At 29.9% G+C, this 17,442-nt stretch carries 15 protein-coding genes; 1 reads left to right on the forward strand and 14 read right to left on the reverse strand.

Going from position 1 to position 17,442, the window contains the following annotated elements:
* Nucleotides 1-30: 30 nt before the first annotated feature.
* From Q1A46_RS04890 to Q1A46_RS04930, 9 genes are all read right to left on the reverse strand, one after another.
* A complete protein-coding gene (locus Q1A46_RS04890; protein ID WP_299674694.1) occupies nucleotides 31-1,314 on the reverse strand; it encodes a hypothetical protein in 1,284 nt (427 codons plus the stop codon).
* Between the two features lie 27 nt (nucleotides 1,315-1,341).
* On the reverse strand, nucleotides 1,342-2,742 hold the full coding sequence (locus Q1A46_RS04895) for an alginate export family protein (protein WP_299674697.1): 1,401 nt from the start codon (nucleotides 2,740-2,742) through the stop codon (nucleotides 1,342-1,344).
* 200 nt (nucleotides 2,743-2,942) lie between these two features.
* On the reverse strand, nucleotides 2,943-3,524 hold the full coding sequence (locus Q1A46_RS04900; protein ID WP_299674700.1) for a Crp/Fnr family transcriptional regulator: 582 nt from the start codon (nucleotides 3,522-3,524) through the stop codon (nucleotides 2,943-2,945).
* A gap of 166 nt (nucleotides 3,525-3,690) precedes the next feature.
* Nucleotides 3,691-4,857 (reverse strand): acetylornithine deacetylase, encoded by a 1,167-nt coding sequence (gene argE, locus Q1A46_RS04905; protein WP_299674703.1) that lies wholly within the window; start codon nucleotides 4,855-4,857, stop codon nucleotides 3,691-3,693.
* 2 nt (nucleotides 4,858-4,859) lie between these two features.
* On the reverse strand, nucleotides 4,860-6,263 hold the full coding sequence (locus Q1A46_RS04910) for a YfcC family protein (RefSeq protein ID WP_299674705.1): 1,404 nt from the start codon (nucleotides 6,261-6,263) through the stop codon (nucleotides 4,860-4,862).
* A gap of 55 nt (nucleotides 6,264-6,318) precedes the next feature.
* Nucleotides 6,319-8,016 carry a gamma-glutamyltransferase gene (gene ggt / locus Q1A46_RS04915; RefSeq protein ID WP_299674708.1) on the reverse strand — a complete coding sequence of 566 codons (1,698 nt, stop codon included), beginning with the start codon at nucleotides 8,014-8,016 and terminating at the stop codon, nucleotides 6,319-6,321.
* A 394-nt stretch (nucleotides 8,017-8,410) separates the two neighbouring features.
* Nucleotides 8,411-8,677, reverse strand: coding sequence for a heavy-metal-associated domain-containing protein (locus tag Q1A46_RS04920; protein WP_299674711.1), 267 nt, complete (start codon nucleotides 8,675-8,677; stop codon nucleotides 8,411-8,413).
* Nucleotides 8,678-8,701: 24 nt separating this feature from the next.
* Nucleotides 8,702-9,829 carry a methionine aminotransferase gene (locus Q1A46_RS04925; RefSeq protein WP_299674714.1) on the reverse strand — a complete coding sequence of 376 codons (1,128 nt, stop codon included), beginning with the start codon at nucleotides 9,827-9,829 and terminating at the stop codon, nucleotides 8,702-8,704.
* 480 nt (nucleotides 9,830-10,309) lie between these two features.
* The gene (locus tag Q1A46_RS04930) at nucleotides 10,310-11,944 is read right to left on the reverse strand and encodes a hypothetical protein (RefSeq protein WP_299674717.1); all 1,635 of its coding nucleotides are present in this window, start codon (nucleotides 11,942-11,944) and stop codon (nucleotides 10,310-10,312) included.
* 179 nt (nucleotides 11,945-12,123) lie between these two features.
* Here Q1A46_RS04930 and Q1A46_RS04935 point away from each other — a divergent pair, with 179 nt between their 5' ends.
* The gene (locus tag Q1A46_RS04935) at nucleotides 12,124-13,032 is read left to right on the forward strand and encodes a LamG-like jellyroll fold domain-containing protein (RefSeq protein WP_299674720.1); all 909 of its coding nucleotides are present in this window, start codon (nucleotides 12,124-12,126) and stop codon (nucleotides 13,030-13,032) included.
* Between the two features lie 5 nt (nucleotides 13,033-13,037).
* On the opposite strand, the gene Q1A46_RS04940 is transcribed toward Q1A46_RS04935, so the two are convergent.
* The 5 genes from Q1A46_RS04940 to Q1A46_RS04960 all read right to left on the reverse strand — a co-directional run bounded on the left by Q1A46_RS04940 (nucleotide 13,038) and on the right by Q1A46_RS04960 (nucleotide 17,297).
* The gene (locus Q1A46_RS04940; RefSeq protein ID WP_299674722.1) at nucleotides 13,038-13,793 is read right to left on the reverse strand and encodes a LytTR family DNA-binding domain-containing protein; all 756 of its coding nucleotides are present in this window, start codon (nucleotides 13,791-13,793) and stop codon (nucleotides 13,038-13,040) included.
* Between the two features lie 4 nt (nucleotides 13,794-13,797).
* Nucleotides 13,798-14,868: a sensor histidine kinase gene (locus Q1A46_RS04945; protein WP_299674725.1), complete on the reverse strand. Its 1,071-nt coding sequence runs from the start codon at nucleotides 14,866-14,868 to the stop codon at nucleotides 13,798-13,800.
* 3 nt (nucleotides 14,869-14,871) lie between these two features.
* Nucleotides 14,872-15,675 (reverse strand): hypothetical protein, encoded by an 804-nt coding sequence (locus Q1A46_RS04950; RefSeq protein ID WP_299674728.1) that lies wholly within the window; start codon nucleotides 15,673-15,675, stop codon nucleotides 14,872-14,874.
* A gap of 2 nt (nucleotides 15,676-15,677) precedes the next feature.
* Nucleotides 15,678-16,094: an ABA4-like family protein gene (locus tag Q1A46_RS04955; RefSeq protein ID WP_299674731.1), complete on the reverse strand. Its 417-nt coding sequence runs from the start codon at nucleotides 16,092-16,094 to the stop codon at nucleotides 15,678-15,680.
* A gap of 123 nt (nucleotides 16,095-16,217) precedes the next feature.
* Nucleotides 16,218-17,297 carry a bestrophin family protein gene (locus Q1A46_RS04960; RefSeq protein WP_299674734.1) on the reverse strand — a complete coding sequence of 360 codons (1,080 nt, stop codon included), beginning with the start codon at nucleotides 17,295-17,297 and terminating at the stop codon, nucleotides 16,218-16,220.
* Between the last annotated feature and the right edge of the window lie 145 nt (nucleotides 17,298-17,442).

Below are 17,442 nucleotides of genomic sequence, written 5' to 3' on the forward strand. Positions count from 1 at the left end.
ATTTATACCTGTGATTTCGGTATTGAAAAATTACTTTTCTTTGACTAATTCAGGAAATCCTTCTATTGGTTTTAACATGTTGTGGAAGCTTTTCCAAGGATCTTTTTCTCCATATTTAAAATCTGGGAATTCATATTCACTATCGAAATTGCTTAATCTGAAATAAGCTCCTTTTAATTCAGATAATAAGTTTACTTGACCAGTATCCATATCTCGTTGTAAAGCGGTAATCATCATTTGATTTTGTTCTGAAACATGCATCGTACCCGACATCGGAACAGGAAATATTTTTACACCTTCTGGTCCCATTGAAAACCCTGAAGTCATTCCTTCACCTTTATTGGCTTCTGCGAAATCTTTCAAAGAAATTAAACTTGCACTTCTCTCTTTGTGTATTATTAATAATTTTTTATCAAAACTTCCGTCCATTTCTTGAGCCGTAAATGTGATCATATCAATTGGTGTATTTCCATAACCAAGTTCTGCTACAGTTTTACCCTTGATGTGATTGCCCTTTTTAATTTCTGAAGTTGGAATACTTACTAAAGGAGTACATGTATAAGCTGCAATTAATGTTGATTCTCCATTAATTTCTTCAAAAGCCATCGTTCTAATTGGAGCTCTTGTTTCCTTTTGTGTATGAACTGCATGATAAATTTCAATTCCAGAAACGGCTTCTTGCGAGTTATTAAAAGGATATGCAATTTTCCTTAAGTTGGAAGCAAATTCTCCATTGGTTAAACCAGCAACATATACAAATCCATCATGATAATCGATATCTGTAATATTTAAACGAACTGAACTTCTACCATATAATTCAAACTCATCTGTTCTCGTATTTTTAATTTTGATGCTCGTTCTATTACTAACATCAACTAATTTCAAACTATCTCCTGTTGGATTAATTGCCACGATTACGGTTTCAGCATCAGGAGAAAATCCTCGTTTTACGGCGATATATGCTTCCTGACTTACCGGATGAATTTGCATGTCATTAAAAATTAAATCAGAAGGAATTACACCAAGTAATTTTGCAATTTTTCTTTCTATTCCTTTTAAATTAAATGCTGTAGGTTCTTTAAGTTCTTTTGCCGTTGTTGGGATTGCATAAAGCATTCCAGATTTACTATCACCTACAAAAAGTACATTTTCTGGCCCAAATGACATCACTGTAGCTCCAGGTAATGAGTTTGGTGAGTTATTAGTTTGAGTAACCAATTCTTCCTTAGGATTTGGTCCTTTTGTTTGTTGTGCATTACAGCTAACTAGTAATGTTAATACAAACAGTTTTGTAATGTTATTTAAGAATCTCATTTATGAAGTATTTAATAGTTATTGTATTTAAAATTTGTAATTCAGTGTTGGGGCAAAATGAAAGATATTTTCACTATTTCCATTATTCTCTTGAAAAGTTCCAGCGATGAAGTAACTCATGTCTAGATCAAAAGATAAATGACGATTGAATTCATAAGAAGCCTTGAATCCAAACTGGTTACCTAAATCTCTTGCTGTAATTCCATTAGAAAGTCTATTTATAAAACGTGGGGGTTGGTATAAACCATCATTTTCGGAAGCTCTCCAAAAGAATGCCCATTCAGCATAAATTTTTAATTTTTCAGTTGGTTTAGCTGAAATTGATGGATGTAATGATATTAAGTTGACAGGAGTAATTGATGCTGCAAGACTATAATATGCAGGATTAACAAATAGTGGATTGAATGTGTTTATTTTTCCATCACCAATATTCTTATCACCACTCGTGTATTCTAGTTTTAATCCAGGATTCCATAACCAATTTGTATTGATAAGTTTATAATGCCAATCACTTTCTAAATTGAATGCACTAACATCATTAGTTCCTAATTTTCCAAATTGATAGATGAGTTCTGTATTGTATTGAAATCGTTTACCAATTTTTCCAAAACGGCGTAAACCAAGAGTATGTCTATTTTCTTCACCTGTAACATCATTAAATGTTGCATTATTATTTTGATAACCTAAATAATAAATTTCGTTCATTCCGTTAAATCCAGGTATTTTAAATTGGCTATACAATCCCCATAATTTGGGATTATTCGTATTATCATTAAACAATGTAAATTCATTGTCGAATGCAGAAAAAGTTGGTCTTACTTCTTTACCGTAGAAGGCTTGTATGTTCGTTTTACTTTTTGAAAAAATGATTCGAGAAGCATCAAAAGCTCTTCTAATATTTGGACCTTCTCTAAACCCTATTAACCTTCCAGCTCCAAATCCAAGTTCTTGTCTCCCTAGAATTACAGATAATTTGCTCTGATTTTTAAATGGAATAATAAATTCAGCGAAGAATTGATGAAAATCTAATTCATCATACTCTACAAATTCTTTTTCATGACTTGTATATCCGTGATATAATTCACTAAAAATTCTAAAATGTTTTCCAAGGACTAAATTGGTGTGAAAAGACAATCTTTGTGAATAAAAATCTTGATCTTCTTCTCCGTTCCAAAGTCTATTAGAATAGTGTTCGAAACGAGGTCGTATTTGACCTCCTAATGATAAATAGATATCTTTATTCTCATTTAAAGGAATGAATTTTATGGGATCGAAAAAGTCCTTTTTAAACTTTTCATGTTCCTTTAAGTACTCATAGTTTTCACTAGCTCTAAAAAGACTGAATTTTGGTTGTTCTTTTAACTCAATATTTTGAGCTACTGAAATTGTGGAAAGTAAGAGTAATACAAAATAGGTTATTCTTTTCATTATAAAGTGACTGATTAGTTTATTAAGTATAATTTGAAGCATTAATCAATTGATTTACAGTTCTTGTTTTACACTTACAAAGTTCAGCCAGATTATTCTGAAAAAAAATAAGTTACATTAACAAAACATATTAAGATAGCTTAACATTTTACATAACAATGATTTCTTCTTAATAATAATTCAACTTGTTAATAAAGTAATTATAGTTGTTTTTTTATTGAACTTAAAAATTCTTTAGTAATTCCTAAGTAAGAAGCAACCATGTATTGTGGTACCTGATTTACAATTTCTGGGTATTCTTCTGTAAATAATACATATCTATCTCTTGCAGACATTGCGTGATTTCGAACGATTCTTTTTGTAGTATTTCCATATGCTTTTTCTAGTATTAATCGAAAATACTTTTCTAACTGTGGAATTTCATTATACAAGAATTCCATTGCTTCATATGAAATTTGAGTGACTTGAGTTTCTTCTAAACAAACTGTATTAAACATAGCTGGAGTTTGTGTAGTAAAGCTACATAAATCACCAACCCACCAATTGTCCAAACCAAAAGCGATCACATGCTCATTCCCATCTTCAGCCATATAGAATGTTTTAACTTTTCCCTTAACAATAAACGTTTGATACTTGTACACATCTTCTTCCTGAATGATATATTGTCCCTTCAAATAACGTTTGCTTCTAAGTTTAGAAATGATTAACTGTTCCTCTGCTTCTGATAAAGAAATTTTATTTTTAAAATGTTGGATTAACGATTCAAATTGTTTTGGGTCCAATGTTTGTAAAGTATTAAGAAGAAATTTAATTCAATTAAAATGTGAGCCAATATAGTAATTTAGAGATATATGAAATAAAAAATACGATTAACTAATTTTGATAATCGTATTCTTAAAACTATTTATATTATAATTTTTATAATTATGTTATTTGATTAGACTTATTTTATTTGAAAGCTTCAGAAGATAATTCCTGAACTAGTTTTTCTATCATTTCAATTCCTTTTGCTAATTGTTCTTTTGCTATAAACTCATTAGCTCTATGTGCTTGTGCTATAGATCCTGGTCCGCAGATTACAGATTGAAAACCTTCATTTGCAAACTGACCAGCTTCCGAAGCATAAGCAACTGTATTTAATTTCGAACGTCCACATATACTTTTAATTAATCTGACAACGTCTGCATCATCTTTTGTATCTAAATGTGGAACAGACGGATGATTTTCAATAGTTTTAATAGAAAAATCTGGAAATACTTTTTTCAATTCTGATTCTCTTTCTCTACAGTATGCTTCAAATTCAGCAACAATTTCATATACATAATCCATAGGAACAGTACGTAAATCCCAGTAAAAATGAGCTTTATCTGCAATAATATTTGGTGCGATTCCACCACTTATTTGACCAATATGAATTGTAGAATGTGGAGGGTGAAAACGATCATCAAATTGTTTATCAGCGATTAACTGATTCATTTTATTCTCTAACCAAAGAATTAAACGCATCGATTCGTGAATAGCGCTAACTTCTTGTTTAATTCTACTGCTGTGACCTTCTGAACCACTAACGTAAGTCTCTAGAATATAAATTCCTTTTTGACCGACAATAGGTTCCATTAAAGAAGGTTCACCAATGATTGCATATTTTGGAGTTTCTTTATAAAAGTTTTTAATTGTATTCGCCAATTCAGTACCAGCTAAACAACCAATTTCTTCATCATAAGAAAAAGCAAAATAGATTGGCTTTTTTAAGTCTGCTTTAATCATTTTAGGTAATACAGCTAAACAACAAGCTACAAAACCTTTCATATCACAAGATCCTCTTCCATAAAGTTTTCCATCTCCTTTATCTATCAATGTAAAAGGATCTGTCTCCCATTTTTGACCCGCAACAGGAACAACATCAGTATGACCAGATAGAATTACTCCGCCGTCGATAGCGGGACCAATTCTACAATGTAAAGAAGCTTTATTTCCTTCTTCATTAGGAACCAAATGTGTTTCTACTCCAAATGATTCGATATATTCTTGAATCCAGTGAATAATATTTAAATTACTTTCACCTCCAAGTACTGGAAATGATACTAGTTTTGCTAGAATTTTTTCTATGGTCATATTTAGCTATAATTTATTGCTACTGCTATAATTAATGTTAAAAAGGCAATTCCAATTAAACTGATTAATACTGGAAATATAAATCGTATCCATCGATCTATAGGAACTCTACACATACTCAACATTGCTATGAGTCCGCCTAAAGTCGGATTAATTAAATTTGATAATCCGTCTCCTATTTGAAATGCCAAAATTGTTACTTGTCGTGTTAAACCTAATGATTCTCCAAGAGGAAGCATAACCGGTAAAGTCGCTAATGCTTGTCCGCTTCCAGAAGGAATAAAAAAGTTAATCACTGATTGTGAAATTGCCATACAAACAGCTGATGCGTGTAATGGCAAGCCTTCTAGAATTGTAGAAAGTTGGTATGATATTGTGTCACCAATATTTCCCATTTCCATTAATACTTTTATAGAAGTTGCAAAACCTACCATAAAAGCACCTGGTGCGGCAATACTTACTGATTTTAAAACCGTTTCACTCATTTTAGTTGCACTCATTTTTGAGACTAAACCACTTAGAAGTGCAATCATTAAAAATACAGCCGAGAGTTCGTTGATATACCAATTCAGGTTAAAAACTCCATATAAAATGATGGATAAGCCGATAAAAAAGATAGAAATAACCAACCAATTATTGGTAGTTAATTTATATTGATCGATTGGTTTGGATAAAGACAATTCATTTGTGTCAAGATCTTTTCCTAGGCTTTTATTCGGATCTGAAGTAATTTTTTTAAAATAACGTACGTTATAATACGCCATTATCGATAATGCTGTAAAACAAAGAATACTTCGTAATAAAGCTCCAGAAAACATTGGTAATTCTGCAATTTTATGTCCAGTTCCAACAGTATAAGCATTTATCGGTGATAAACCAAAACCTACAGTCATTGCACCTACTGAAATGCCTGCTGCTAGAATTAAATCGCCACCTAAAGCTAAGCTTAACACAGCTGCAATAGGCACCATTGCAATATTATTCTCGTAACCTATGGCAATACCAAGTAAGCCATAGATGAATGTCATGATTACAATAATTAGATATTTATTTTTTAAACCTAACTTTTTTACTAAAGTTCCTACAGCATTTTCTACTGCTTTAGTTTTATCCATAAAACCAAACATAATTCCACCTGCTAGTACAATAAAAATAATTTCTACAGCAGCTTTAAATCCTAAAGGAATGGCTTTAAACATATCCAATATTCCAATTGGCGTAGATGCAATCGTTTTATAAGAATTAGGTACAACTGTGCTTTTTCCATTTACTATAATTCTTTCATACATTCCTGCCGGAAGTAGGTAAGTTAAAAGTGTGATGAAAATGATAATACCAAATAGCATTGTTATTGCGTGAGGTATTCGTTTAAAAAAAGACAATTTAGATTCTGACTGATTATTCATTAGTTAATTACGGCAATATTTATATAAAATTTATTGTTATAAATATATTGTAATTTTAATATCCAGCCGCTTGTCCATCTTTACGACTTTCTGAAGCTCCATGATAGACTTTATTTATATCGTCCCATAAAATTGCTTGATAACCACCGTAAATCCCTCTAGCAGTTCCTATACTGTGACCACGATCCATTAATCCACGAATTGTAGTATAAGGAATTCCTGATTCTGTTCTAACCGTTCCTGTATTGGTTGTAATCGCTCCCATTGGACTAGCACCACCAGTATGATCAAATCTTGGAGCATCACCAGCTTCTTGAAGATTCATTCCAAAATCTATTAAATTCATCACAATTTGTGTATGTCCCATAGGTTGAAAATCTCCCCCCATAACTCCAAAACTCACAAAAGGTTTGTTATCTTTAGTAATAAAAGCAGGAATAATTGTATGAAAAGGACGTTTACCTGGTTCGTAAGTATTCGCTTGACCTCTTTTTAAACTAAACAACTCTCCTCTATCTTGTAACATGAACCCTAATTTTGGAGGAACCATTCCTGAACCCATACCACGATAATTACTCTGAATTAATGAAATCATTGTTCCATTTTTATCAGCAACAGTCATATAAATTGTTTCTCCTGCAGAAATTTTACCAGCTGAATATTTACCAGCTCGTTTTCCTATTTCTTTTCTTCTCTTATCTGCATATGCTTCTGATAATAATTCTTCAACTGGAACTTTAAAAAAGTCCATGTCTGCATAATATTTTGCACGATCTTCAAAAGCTATTTTTTTAGCCTCAGTAAATAAATGTAAATGCTCTGTACTACCAAATTCAATATTTGAAAAATCGTAACCTTTTAAAATCTGAAGCATTTGTAAAGCCGCAATTCCTTGTCCGTTTGGAGGTAATTCCCAAACATCGTAACCTCTATAATTCACTGAAACAGGTTGAACCCATTCTGATTTATGAGCTGCTAAATCTTTTTCAGACAGAAAACCACCTTGCTCTTTTATGAATTTACCTATCGTTTTTGCTATATCTCCTTTATAAAAAGCATCTCTTCCTCCTTTTGCTATTTTTTTATATGTATTTGCTAAAAACGGATTTTTATAAATTTCTCCTTCATTTGGTAATTTCCCACCATTTTGATCTATGTAAGTTTCTTTTAAATTCGGAAAGTTTTTTGATTGATAAAAAGGAATACTTCTATTTAGATACCAAGCAATCAGTTCTGTTAATGGAAATCCTTTTTCCGCATAATTAATTGCAGGAGCTAAAATCTCTGTCATTGGCTTAGAACCAAATTTTTTATGCAATTCAAACCAACCATCTACAGCTCCAGGAACACTTACTGGTAAAGCTCCATGAGATGGGATTTTTTTCATGTCTTGTTTTTCGAAATACTCAAGTGTAAGTTCTTTAGGTGAACGTCCGCTAGCATTTAAACCATAAACTTTCTTGGTTTTTCCATCCCAAACAATAGCGAAAAGATCTCCTCCAATTCCGCAACCTGTTGGTTCCATTAATCCAAGTGCTGCATTGGCTGCAATAGCTGCATCAATTGCGTTACCTCCTTTCTTTAAAATATCTAAGCCAATTTGAGTCGCTAAAGGATGACTAGTAGCTACCATTCCATTCTGTCCTAATACTTCAGAACGTGTAGCAAAAACTTCTCCTGTGATACGATCTTGAGCTGTTAAATTATAAGTTGTAAGTATTATGAATAATAAACAATAAATATTGTTTTTCATTACGTTTAGATTTAGTGATTGATATTCCTCCTAAATTACGTAAGATTATGAAGAATTTATAAATCTTATAAAAATATTAACAAACTAATAGATATTGTTTTATGTATAACTAATAAAAATTTGAAATAAAAAAAGTCTCTCTGTGCGTTCGAGAGACTTTCTGATCTAATTTGTAGATCCGGGGGAAAGAAAGTTTCTATAAATTTAGTAATATAAGGCAGTAATTAAACAGGAAAAAGCCCTTATTGCCTTTAAATAAAACGATTATAAATAATTAGAGCCTTCTTAAAAAGAAGGCCCCGTAAGGCTTTGTCTAGCTTTAACGACATTTCCCCCGAAACATCATATAGTGCAAAGCTGATTAAACCTACATAAAATGTTTAATATTTTACTTTTAATTCATTTTACCATTAGCACAGCTAATGTAGGATTTCACTTTTCTAGAAATTGAATTTTTGTCATTTTCTTCAGGATATCCTAAACTAAATAACGTCTCTTTTACTTGTTTAATATCTGAGTCTTTTAAATATTTAAAACTTACAGTAGATTTGTCTACATCTACTTTAACATCAGATATATTTTCAAGTACTGAAACTTTCTTTATTATCGTATTAGAACAGCCTCCACATTTTAAATTTTGTATTGTTACCGTTTTTTCCATCTTATAAAAATACGATTTCTAAATTTAAATAGCTTTAAGTTGGTTTGCTGCTTTTATTAAAGTTTCATCTGTTTTAGCAAAGCAAAACCTTAACATATAATTATTAGTAGCATCTTTATAAAAAACAGATATAGGTATAGCTGCAACATTATGTTTTATGATTAGTTCTTTCGAAAAATCTATATCTTTTTTACTACTAATAGCTTTATAATTTAATAATTGAAAATAAGTTCCTTCTGAAGGAAGAATTTCGAAACGACTATCTTTTAATTCTCTTTGAAATAACTCTTTCTTTTTTTGATACATGTTAGCTATTTCTTGAAAATCAACAATATCTAAATATTCAGAAGTTACATGTTGAGCGATACTATTTACGCTAAAGACTAAAAACTGATGCACTTTCTTTATTTCTCTCATTAAATGCTCTGGCGCTATTAAATAACCTACTTTCCAACCTGTTACATGTAATGATTTTCCGAATGAAGAAGCTATGATAGATTTATCAACTAGCTTTGGTCTAGTATTCACAGAAATATGAGTGTGTTTAAATGAAATATATTCATAAACTTCATCACTCAATATATTAATATTTGGGTATTTATCTAAAATTGTTTCTAAATCTTCAAAATCATTTTCGTTCCAAATTTTTCCTGTAGGATTATGAGGATTATTTATAATTATCAATTTTGTTTTTGAAGTTATAGCAGATGCTATTCTATTGAAATTTGGAGAATAATCATCATTTAGTGAAACTCTTACTGGTTTTCCTCCAGCAACTAAAACTGAAGGTTCATAGCTATCATAACTCGGATCTAAAATAATAACTTCATCACCATGACTTATTAAGGCATTTATGGCTGTATAAATACCTTGAGTTGCTCCTGAAGTTATAAGCATTTCTTTTTCGATATTTACAGTTCTACGATAGTGTTTCTTTGTTAATAATGCTATTTTTTCTAATAAAGTAGGTAAACCTACCATTGGAGTATATTGATGAATATTAGCTGTTAATAATCGTTCTGATATTTGTAATAATCTTTCATCCACTGGGAAATTAGGAAATCCTTGAGACAAATTAATAGCTCGATATTTATTAGACAACTGTGACATCACAGAAAAAATACTAGTTGTTATATTAGGTAACTTAGACATAAAATTCTATCTGTTTGTACGAAAATACTACATTGAATTGAATCCCAAATTCATTTTGTTTAACTTTTATGAACTAAAAAAAGAGCCTTCTTTTAACAGAAGGCTCTCATTTATTTTAAGGCTTATTCTATACTATTGGCTATTTCCCCCAAAACAAACAATAGTAGTATAATTTGGTTAAACCTTTGTAGCATAATAGAATGAAGTTTATGCTACTTATCTCACGATACACGCAAATTTAGTTAAAGATTTAACAACTTTAAGTTAAACAAAACAGGAAAAACACTGTTTTTTAAATTTCTCTAAAACTGATTCACAATATTTTAAAATAAAAAAAGCCTCATTTCTGAGACTTTCTTTACTAGTGTTTACCTATTACATATCCCCCAATAGTAATCAAAACACATTTGTTTTGACAATTAAAACTTTAAAAAGTCACATAAAACAAAATAATTAGGAGACATAAGTTTAAGAATTTCATTATTTATTGTTTAATAGTTTTTTTGCTTGCTTAGCTATTTCTCCATTTTTATCCATAGCAATTACTTTTTCTAAAATTTGTTTCCCTTCTTTATTAGAACCTATTTTTATGTAGTTTTCTCCTAAACCTTTTAACGCTATGATTGAGTTTGGAAATAAATGTGTTACAAAAGAAAAAATTTGAATTGCTGCTTGAGGGTTGTAATTAGAAACTTGATTTCCTGATTTTATTAATTCTGATTTAAAATCAAAAAATGAATATTTCGGATCTTGTATCATTTTAGGAATTTCAGTGGCTAATTTTTCTAATTGATTTGTATCGTATAAACTTCTGATATAATCCATTGGTTTATGAATAAAATTTTCAGCGTTAAAAGTTAATGCTGCTTGTAATACAGGATCTTGATTCGTAATATATTCTTTAAAACTCATTGTAATTGGAATTTGAGGAGCAATCCATTCTGCGTTTTCCCAAGCTGGCTTATCTTGCCACCAAGCAAATGATAAATACACAGGTATTTTACTATTCGGAAGTACTTCTGGACGTGCATCTCCCCAAAAATTCACATTTTCAGCAGTTGGTTCACCTACAAAAATTACGTTTGTATAATTATCTAATTCGTTCACTAAATTCTGACATGCAGAAAATGTTCTTCTACCAATAATTACATATAAATTTCCAACTTTATTAATTGCGTTAGATCTTATAATTTCTTTAATAATTGGTTTGTTTAAATAGTTGTTTCCACCCCCATTTAATCGTAAATCGATAATCAATTTTTCTACTTCATTATGTTCTATAAAATCAAAAACTCCTCTGTAAAAGTTTTCTGTATTTACAGATTTGTCGTCACTAATTTTACTGTGCCTTACGTATATAGCTTTATGTTTTGGTAAGTATTCCTGAAAATAAACTTTATCTAAGTGTTTTAAATATAAAGGTGTTGAATTTTGGTTTCTAGCGGTTAACCAATTTTCATTTTGTTGTATATAACTATATTTTTTAGATACAGATTGTCCTTTTGGAAGTACATTAAACTCCATTTGAAATACTTTACCATCTTTTTCTAAAGTAAGTTCTATAGTTTTTTGAAGTGTACTTGTAATCCTTTTTGCATGTAAAACTTCTGCTATTGTTAAATAGTTAATTCCGTAAGCTTTAAAATATTGACTATTCTCTGAATTTACAACAGATTTGACCTTCTCTAAAGCCTCTGATATATCAATATTGTTGATTTTTAAAACTTTAGAACCCAATGCTTTTTCATACACTTTAGAAACTCCTTCAATAAAAATTCCGTCATTATATTCATACAGGTTGAAAGGAAAAGAATGAAATTTCATGGGATTTAATCCAAAATATATTCCTGTATGTCCGTATTCAAAAGAAGCGATAATCTCAGTCATCCTGACAATAATTTCATGCTCTTGTAGATTCGGAATATCTTGGTGTAATTTTTTAATCTTTGTATCAAAGTCTGTCTTCGTGGTTTTAACAAATAAAGAGGTATAATCTTTATGAATTTTATGTTGCAAAAAATTAAGATCATTTCTCCAATCTTCAGTAGTTAAAGTTTTTTGAGCCGATAGTTGTACTACAATAAATATTGAAATTATATAGAATATTTTTTTCATGGTAATAATTTTTAAAGAGATAATTACATCACAAATATTCTCTAATTTTGAACTGTATGATATTAGTTTCTATTGAATTGTAGTTTTTTATACTTGAAATGTCACAGTTACATAAGATTCTAAAATAGATTCATAACTTTACATTGAAGAAATGTTTTCATTTATCAAACCAATATATCATGAATCTATCTACATTAAACTTAAAACAGCTAATAGCTGCAACTAGTGTAACACTAATTTTATTTTCTTGTAAACAAGAACAAAAAGAAAAAGAAGTTGTAAAAAAAGATACAACTAAAACAGACTTAAAAGCAGCTCTAACTTTTTATAGTTCTTTTGATAATGGCATTGAGGCAGATTTTGCACTTGGAGACAAGAAAATGTATACTGTACCCAACAGAAAAGCTGTAGATTCTGCGAAAGTTGGATTGCATAAACCTGATATAACAAGACAAGACGGTAAAGGGAAATATGGAGCAGGTTTAGTATTTACAGAACGTAGTTCTGGTAATATTTATTATCCTAGTGAAAAGAACATTAATTATAATACTGAAAATTGGAACGGAGCTGTTTCTTTTTGGTTAAGTTTAGATCCTGCTACTGATTTAAAACCAGGTTATTGTGATCCGATTCAAATTACTGATGTTAGTTATAATGATGCTGCTATTTGGGTAGATTTTACCAAGGAAAATCCGCGTGATTTTAGATTAGGAGTTATTGGTGATCGAGATGTTTGGAATCCAAACCCTGAAGGTCCAGATAACGAAAACCCTATTTTTAATAAAAGATTAACTGGAGTAAAAAATCCACCTTTCGGAACTGATAAATGGACTCATATTTTAATCAACTTTTCTGGTTTAAATACAAAAGAAGGAAAAGCATCTCTATACATGAATGGTGAACTTAAAGGAACACGTGAACAAATTGATACTCCTTTTACTTGGGATTTATCTAAATCGAGTATTTACTTAGGATTAAGTTATATAGGTCTTTTTGATGAACTATCTATTTTCAATAGAAATTTAACCGATAAAGAAATCAAAACGTTATATAACTTAGAAAATGGAGTTCAAACCATTTTGAACTAAAAGAATTAAGAATTCATCCAAGATTTAAAATCACTTGTTTTTTGTCTACTCACAATAAATTCTTGATCTCTAGGATTAGACAAAGCTAATTTTACACGGTGATTGAAATAAGGATCTATCTTTTGAATTGAAAATTTTGAGACTATTTGTCCTCTATTTATCTTATAAAATTTAGTTTGATCTAAAGAGTTAAATAGTTGATCGATAGTCTCATCTATAATATATCGCTTAGTATTAGTTACCCCAAACGTTATACTATCTTGTGAATACACATACAAAAGTTCTGATATTCTAATTTGTACGAAACTATTTCCTTCTTTGACTAAAATTCCGGCTCTTTCCTGTGGAGTTTGCAGGCTTCCTAATAATTCTTTCAAAACATCAGAAGATAAATTATTAGAGTTTGTATTAGACTTTTGGAACTTATTTAATGCCGTTTCTAAATCTTCTTGCTGTACTGGTTTTAAAAGATAATCTACGCTATTTACTTTAAATGCCTGAATAGCGTACTGATCGAAAGCTGTTGTAAAAATTATAGGAGCTTCAATTTCTATTTTCTGAAAAATTTCAAAACTCAAGCCATCGGCCAATTGAATATCCATAAAAACTAAATCAGGGTCTGAGTTTTCTTTAAACCAAATTACAGTATCTTCAACAGTATCAATAACATCTAACAATTCGTAATTGAAAGAAGTTTTGTGTAATAAATTCTCCAATTGTCTTGCAGCGCGTGGTTCGTCTTCAATAATTAATATTTTCATAGCCTTATTTTTGATTTTGTATTTTTAATAAAGGAAGAATTACTGTGAAAAACTCACCATCGTTATTAATCTCTATGGCTTTATCAGATACTAAACTGTATCGTCTTGTGATATTCTTTAATCCGATTTTGGTAGAAGGTAATTGCGTAGATTTTTTTTGAATTTTATTACTCACAATTAATTGATTTCCTTCAGTTTTTACAGAGACTATTAAAGGTTTAGCTTTTGAAACTACATTGTGTTTTATTGCATTTTCAATTAAAAGTTGCAAACTCATAGGAATAATCATAGTAGACAATTTATCCTCTGAAATGTCCCAATCTATAACTAAATTGTCTCCAAATCGTTCTTTCTGAATATGAATGTAAGACTTTACAAACTTGAGTTCTTCATGAAGTTGCAATAAATTAGAATTCCCTGACTCTAAAATAAAACGATACACATCAGAAAGTTTATCAACAAACACTTTTGCATCTTCTTTGTCTTCTACATCAATTATATCTCGTAACGTATTCAAACTATTGAACAAAAAATGTGGTTTAGCTTGATTCGTTAAAGTATCTAACTGTGCTTGAATCATTACTTGTTTTGTTTGTTCTTCTTCACGTATCGATTTTTTTAAACGTACGTAATAATATATAGCTTCATAAATAGCCATATCCATAACAACTATAATAGTTATTGCTAACAGTACTTTAAAACTCATGGTGTGTCTTGAAGTAATATCAAAAAGGCTAAAGAAATAAGTCAGAAAATAATTACCAAAGAAATCTGCAGCAAAAATTACTGTTACAATAGCTATAAAAAGTATTGTAATACGTTTAAAATCATCTTTAAAATCTGGGAACTTTCTTCGCAAAAAGATTAAAATAGCTCTAATGACAAACCAATCTATAATTGTAAAAAACAATGATGAACTCCATCGTATAAATAAGATGATGAATGGATTATCCATCGACATATCATTGAAAAGAAAACTAGTTACAAAACTAATTACAATAATACCGATTACACTAAACCAAAAGTCATTAAAACCTAAATACTGTATACGTTTTTCTTTATCGAACAATTTCATAATTTATAATCGTATAAATGGTAATCCTTGTTTTGCTTGATAAAATGTAAAAGCAATCCACAAAGCATATAACAATCCGAAAACAGTAACTACAATAATTTTATTACGATCTGTTGTATTCCATTTTTTAGAAAGCATGAATGCGAATAAAGGAATTATTTGTAAGCCATGCAAACCAAAAAAATGTGCTACTCTTAAATCTCCAGCAATTGTACTCCAATTTACTAAAGGTAAACCTTCTCCTCCATCAGTTACGCCAACATTATGTGCTAATTGACTGATCATTTGTCCACCAACCCAACTTCCAGCAACAATAATAATCCATCCCATTAAAATTGCCCATTGAACTGATTTTTCTACTTTAAGTTTCAATCTAATCGTTTCAAAAATAAAAAGTATCATAATTAAAACGTTGATAGCAACTAAAATTCCCATTGCAGCAAATAGTAAACCATCTAACAAAGAGGATTCATTGTAATGTGATTTAACTCCTCTTATTCCCTGAGCTACAATAATACCTGTTTCAATTAGTAAAGTCCATGAAACAATATTATTAAGTATATTTTTCTTTGTTTTAGAAAATGGATATAAGGTCATGAAATATCCAAGAGTTAGAATGTAAATTGCTCCAGAAATCAAGAATTTTAAAGGTTTTATCCAAACATTTACTCCCATTAAAACTCTGTCATCAACAAAAACTCCAATAATGGCAACAATAGCGAAGATTAAATGTGCTAAAACAATACTATAAAGTATAGGACTTTCTTTTTTTACTGTGCTGAATACATGTGTGATATACTTTTTCATGACTATACTTTTTTTATTGATTTGATAATCATGAATAAAAGAAAACCAACTGGTCCGAACATAAATGTTCCAAACAAACATGGAGCCATTACTACAGGATGAATTTTAAGTTCTTTATTTTGATCTAACATCCACATTCCAACAACAAGATCGAAAGCTAAATAATGAACCCAACCTGCTAATACTGCATTCTCTACAGTAAATAATTGCATTACAGAAGCTAAACTTCCGAAATCCATCATTCCTCCTTGTTGTAAGGAAATGATAATATAAATCGCATAGATTATTGATAACAATAAAGGAATGATTTTAAAATCGATTAAAAATCGAGTTACCTTCCATTTCGGTAAAAAAATCATTAAAATCCACATCGGCATAGCTAGCATACCAGCAATAGAGAAAACTTGAGATGGTGTCATATTGAATTGTTTTTTTAATTATGCTCAAATATGCCATCTTAATATAAGAAACAGAACTTCAATATTTTGAAATGTCGTCTTTTAAAGTTGAATTGTCACCCAAAAGAAAAAATATCAAAAATGTTACATCTGAGTATTTACATATTCAGGATGAGGCTTAGGAATTTCATTTTTATTATCTCCAATCATTTCTCTAATATCAATTTCAATTCCTCTAGAAATAGTAGTTATAGGAACATCATTAGCAATTCCTTCGAAAGGATTTTCAGAAACATCACCAATACGCTCCATCGTGAAAAATATCCAAGAAATAATAATACTGAATGGAATAGTTAACCAAATGAAATTATCTGCCATAAAACTAAATAATAATCCAGTACTTTCTGTTTTTAGTAGCGTCTGCCCTATTTTTTCAAACTCAGTCATTAAACCAAATGGTAATAATGTTACAAAAATCCATGCAAAAAATAAGTTTAATGTAGCAAATTGTCTTGGATAAGGAAAGTTCTTAATTCGTTCAGCTTTACCTTGTAAAGTAAACAACTCACCAATCATATTTTTAAATTCCATATGACGAAAATCATCAATTAAACCTTGGAATTTTAATTCTTTTATATGTTTTGATTGAAGGTTTAATACAGAGGTTTGTTTGTTCGTCATACTCAAAACAATTTGTTTTTCTTCTTCAGATAAGTATCCTTTTAATTCATCATCTAAAGAATATACATATTCTTGAATATGCATCTTTTTCATAACTTCCTTATCTGATCTATTACTTGAAGTCGTTTCCCAAGCTTTTTTTACTCTTAAAGCGTGCCTTAGAGCAGTCATCCAAGCGACATGACGTAAAATCAATTCTTTTTTAATTTTAAAAAACTCTTCATCTGTTTTATCTTTTGTAGTATACTCATTAGTGATAAAATCATTAACCATAGTAGCAAAAAGTCGAGAAGCATTTACAATACCTCCATAAATTTTTCTAGCTTCCCAAAGACGACCATAAGAAGCGTTGTTTTTAAAACCAATAATAAATGCTAAAGCGGTACCAATTAAACCAATTGGTAACCATGGCAAATGCAACCATTTCCAATTTAATACTTCATATAAAATAACAGGAATAGTTGCTAACAAAGCGAAAATATAAATGTAACGCCTAGTCCAACTTAACATTCTTCTTATAGAATAATTCTTTTTGGTATACATAATGTTTTAAATTAAAGTAAGTAGATTTTATATTAGATTTTTCTTTTCAATATAGAAAGATTTACACGTAACTAAATCACTCTGCACTGAAAGTACAGAGGTTTATTATACTGGGGACTAAAAGTCCCCTTTTTCATTCTAATAT

Origin of the sequence: uncultured Tenacibaculum sp., assembly GCF_947502995.1 — a bacterium.
Classification (GTDB): domain Bacteria; phylum Bacteroidota; class Bacteroidia; order Flavobacteriales; family Flavobacteriaceae; genus Polaribacter.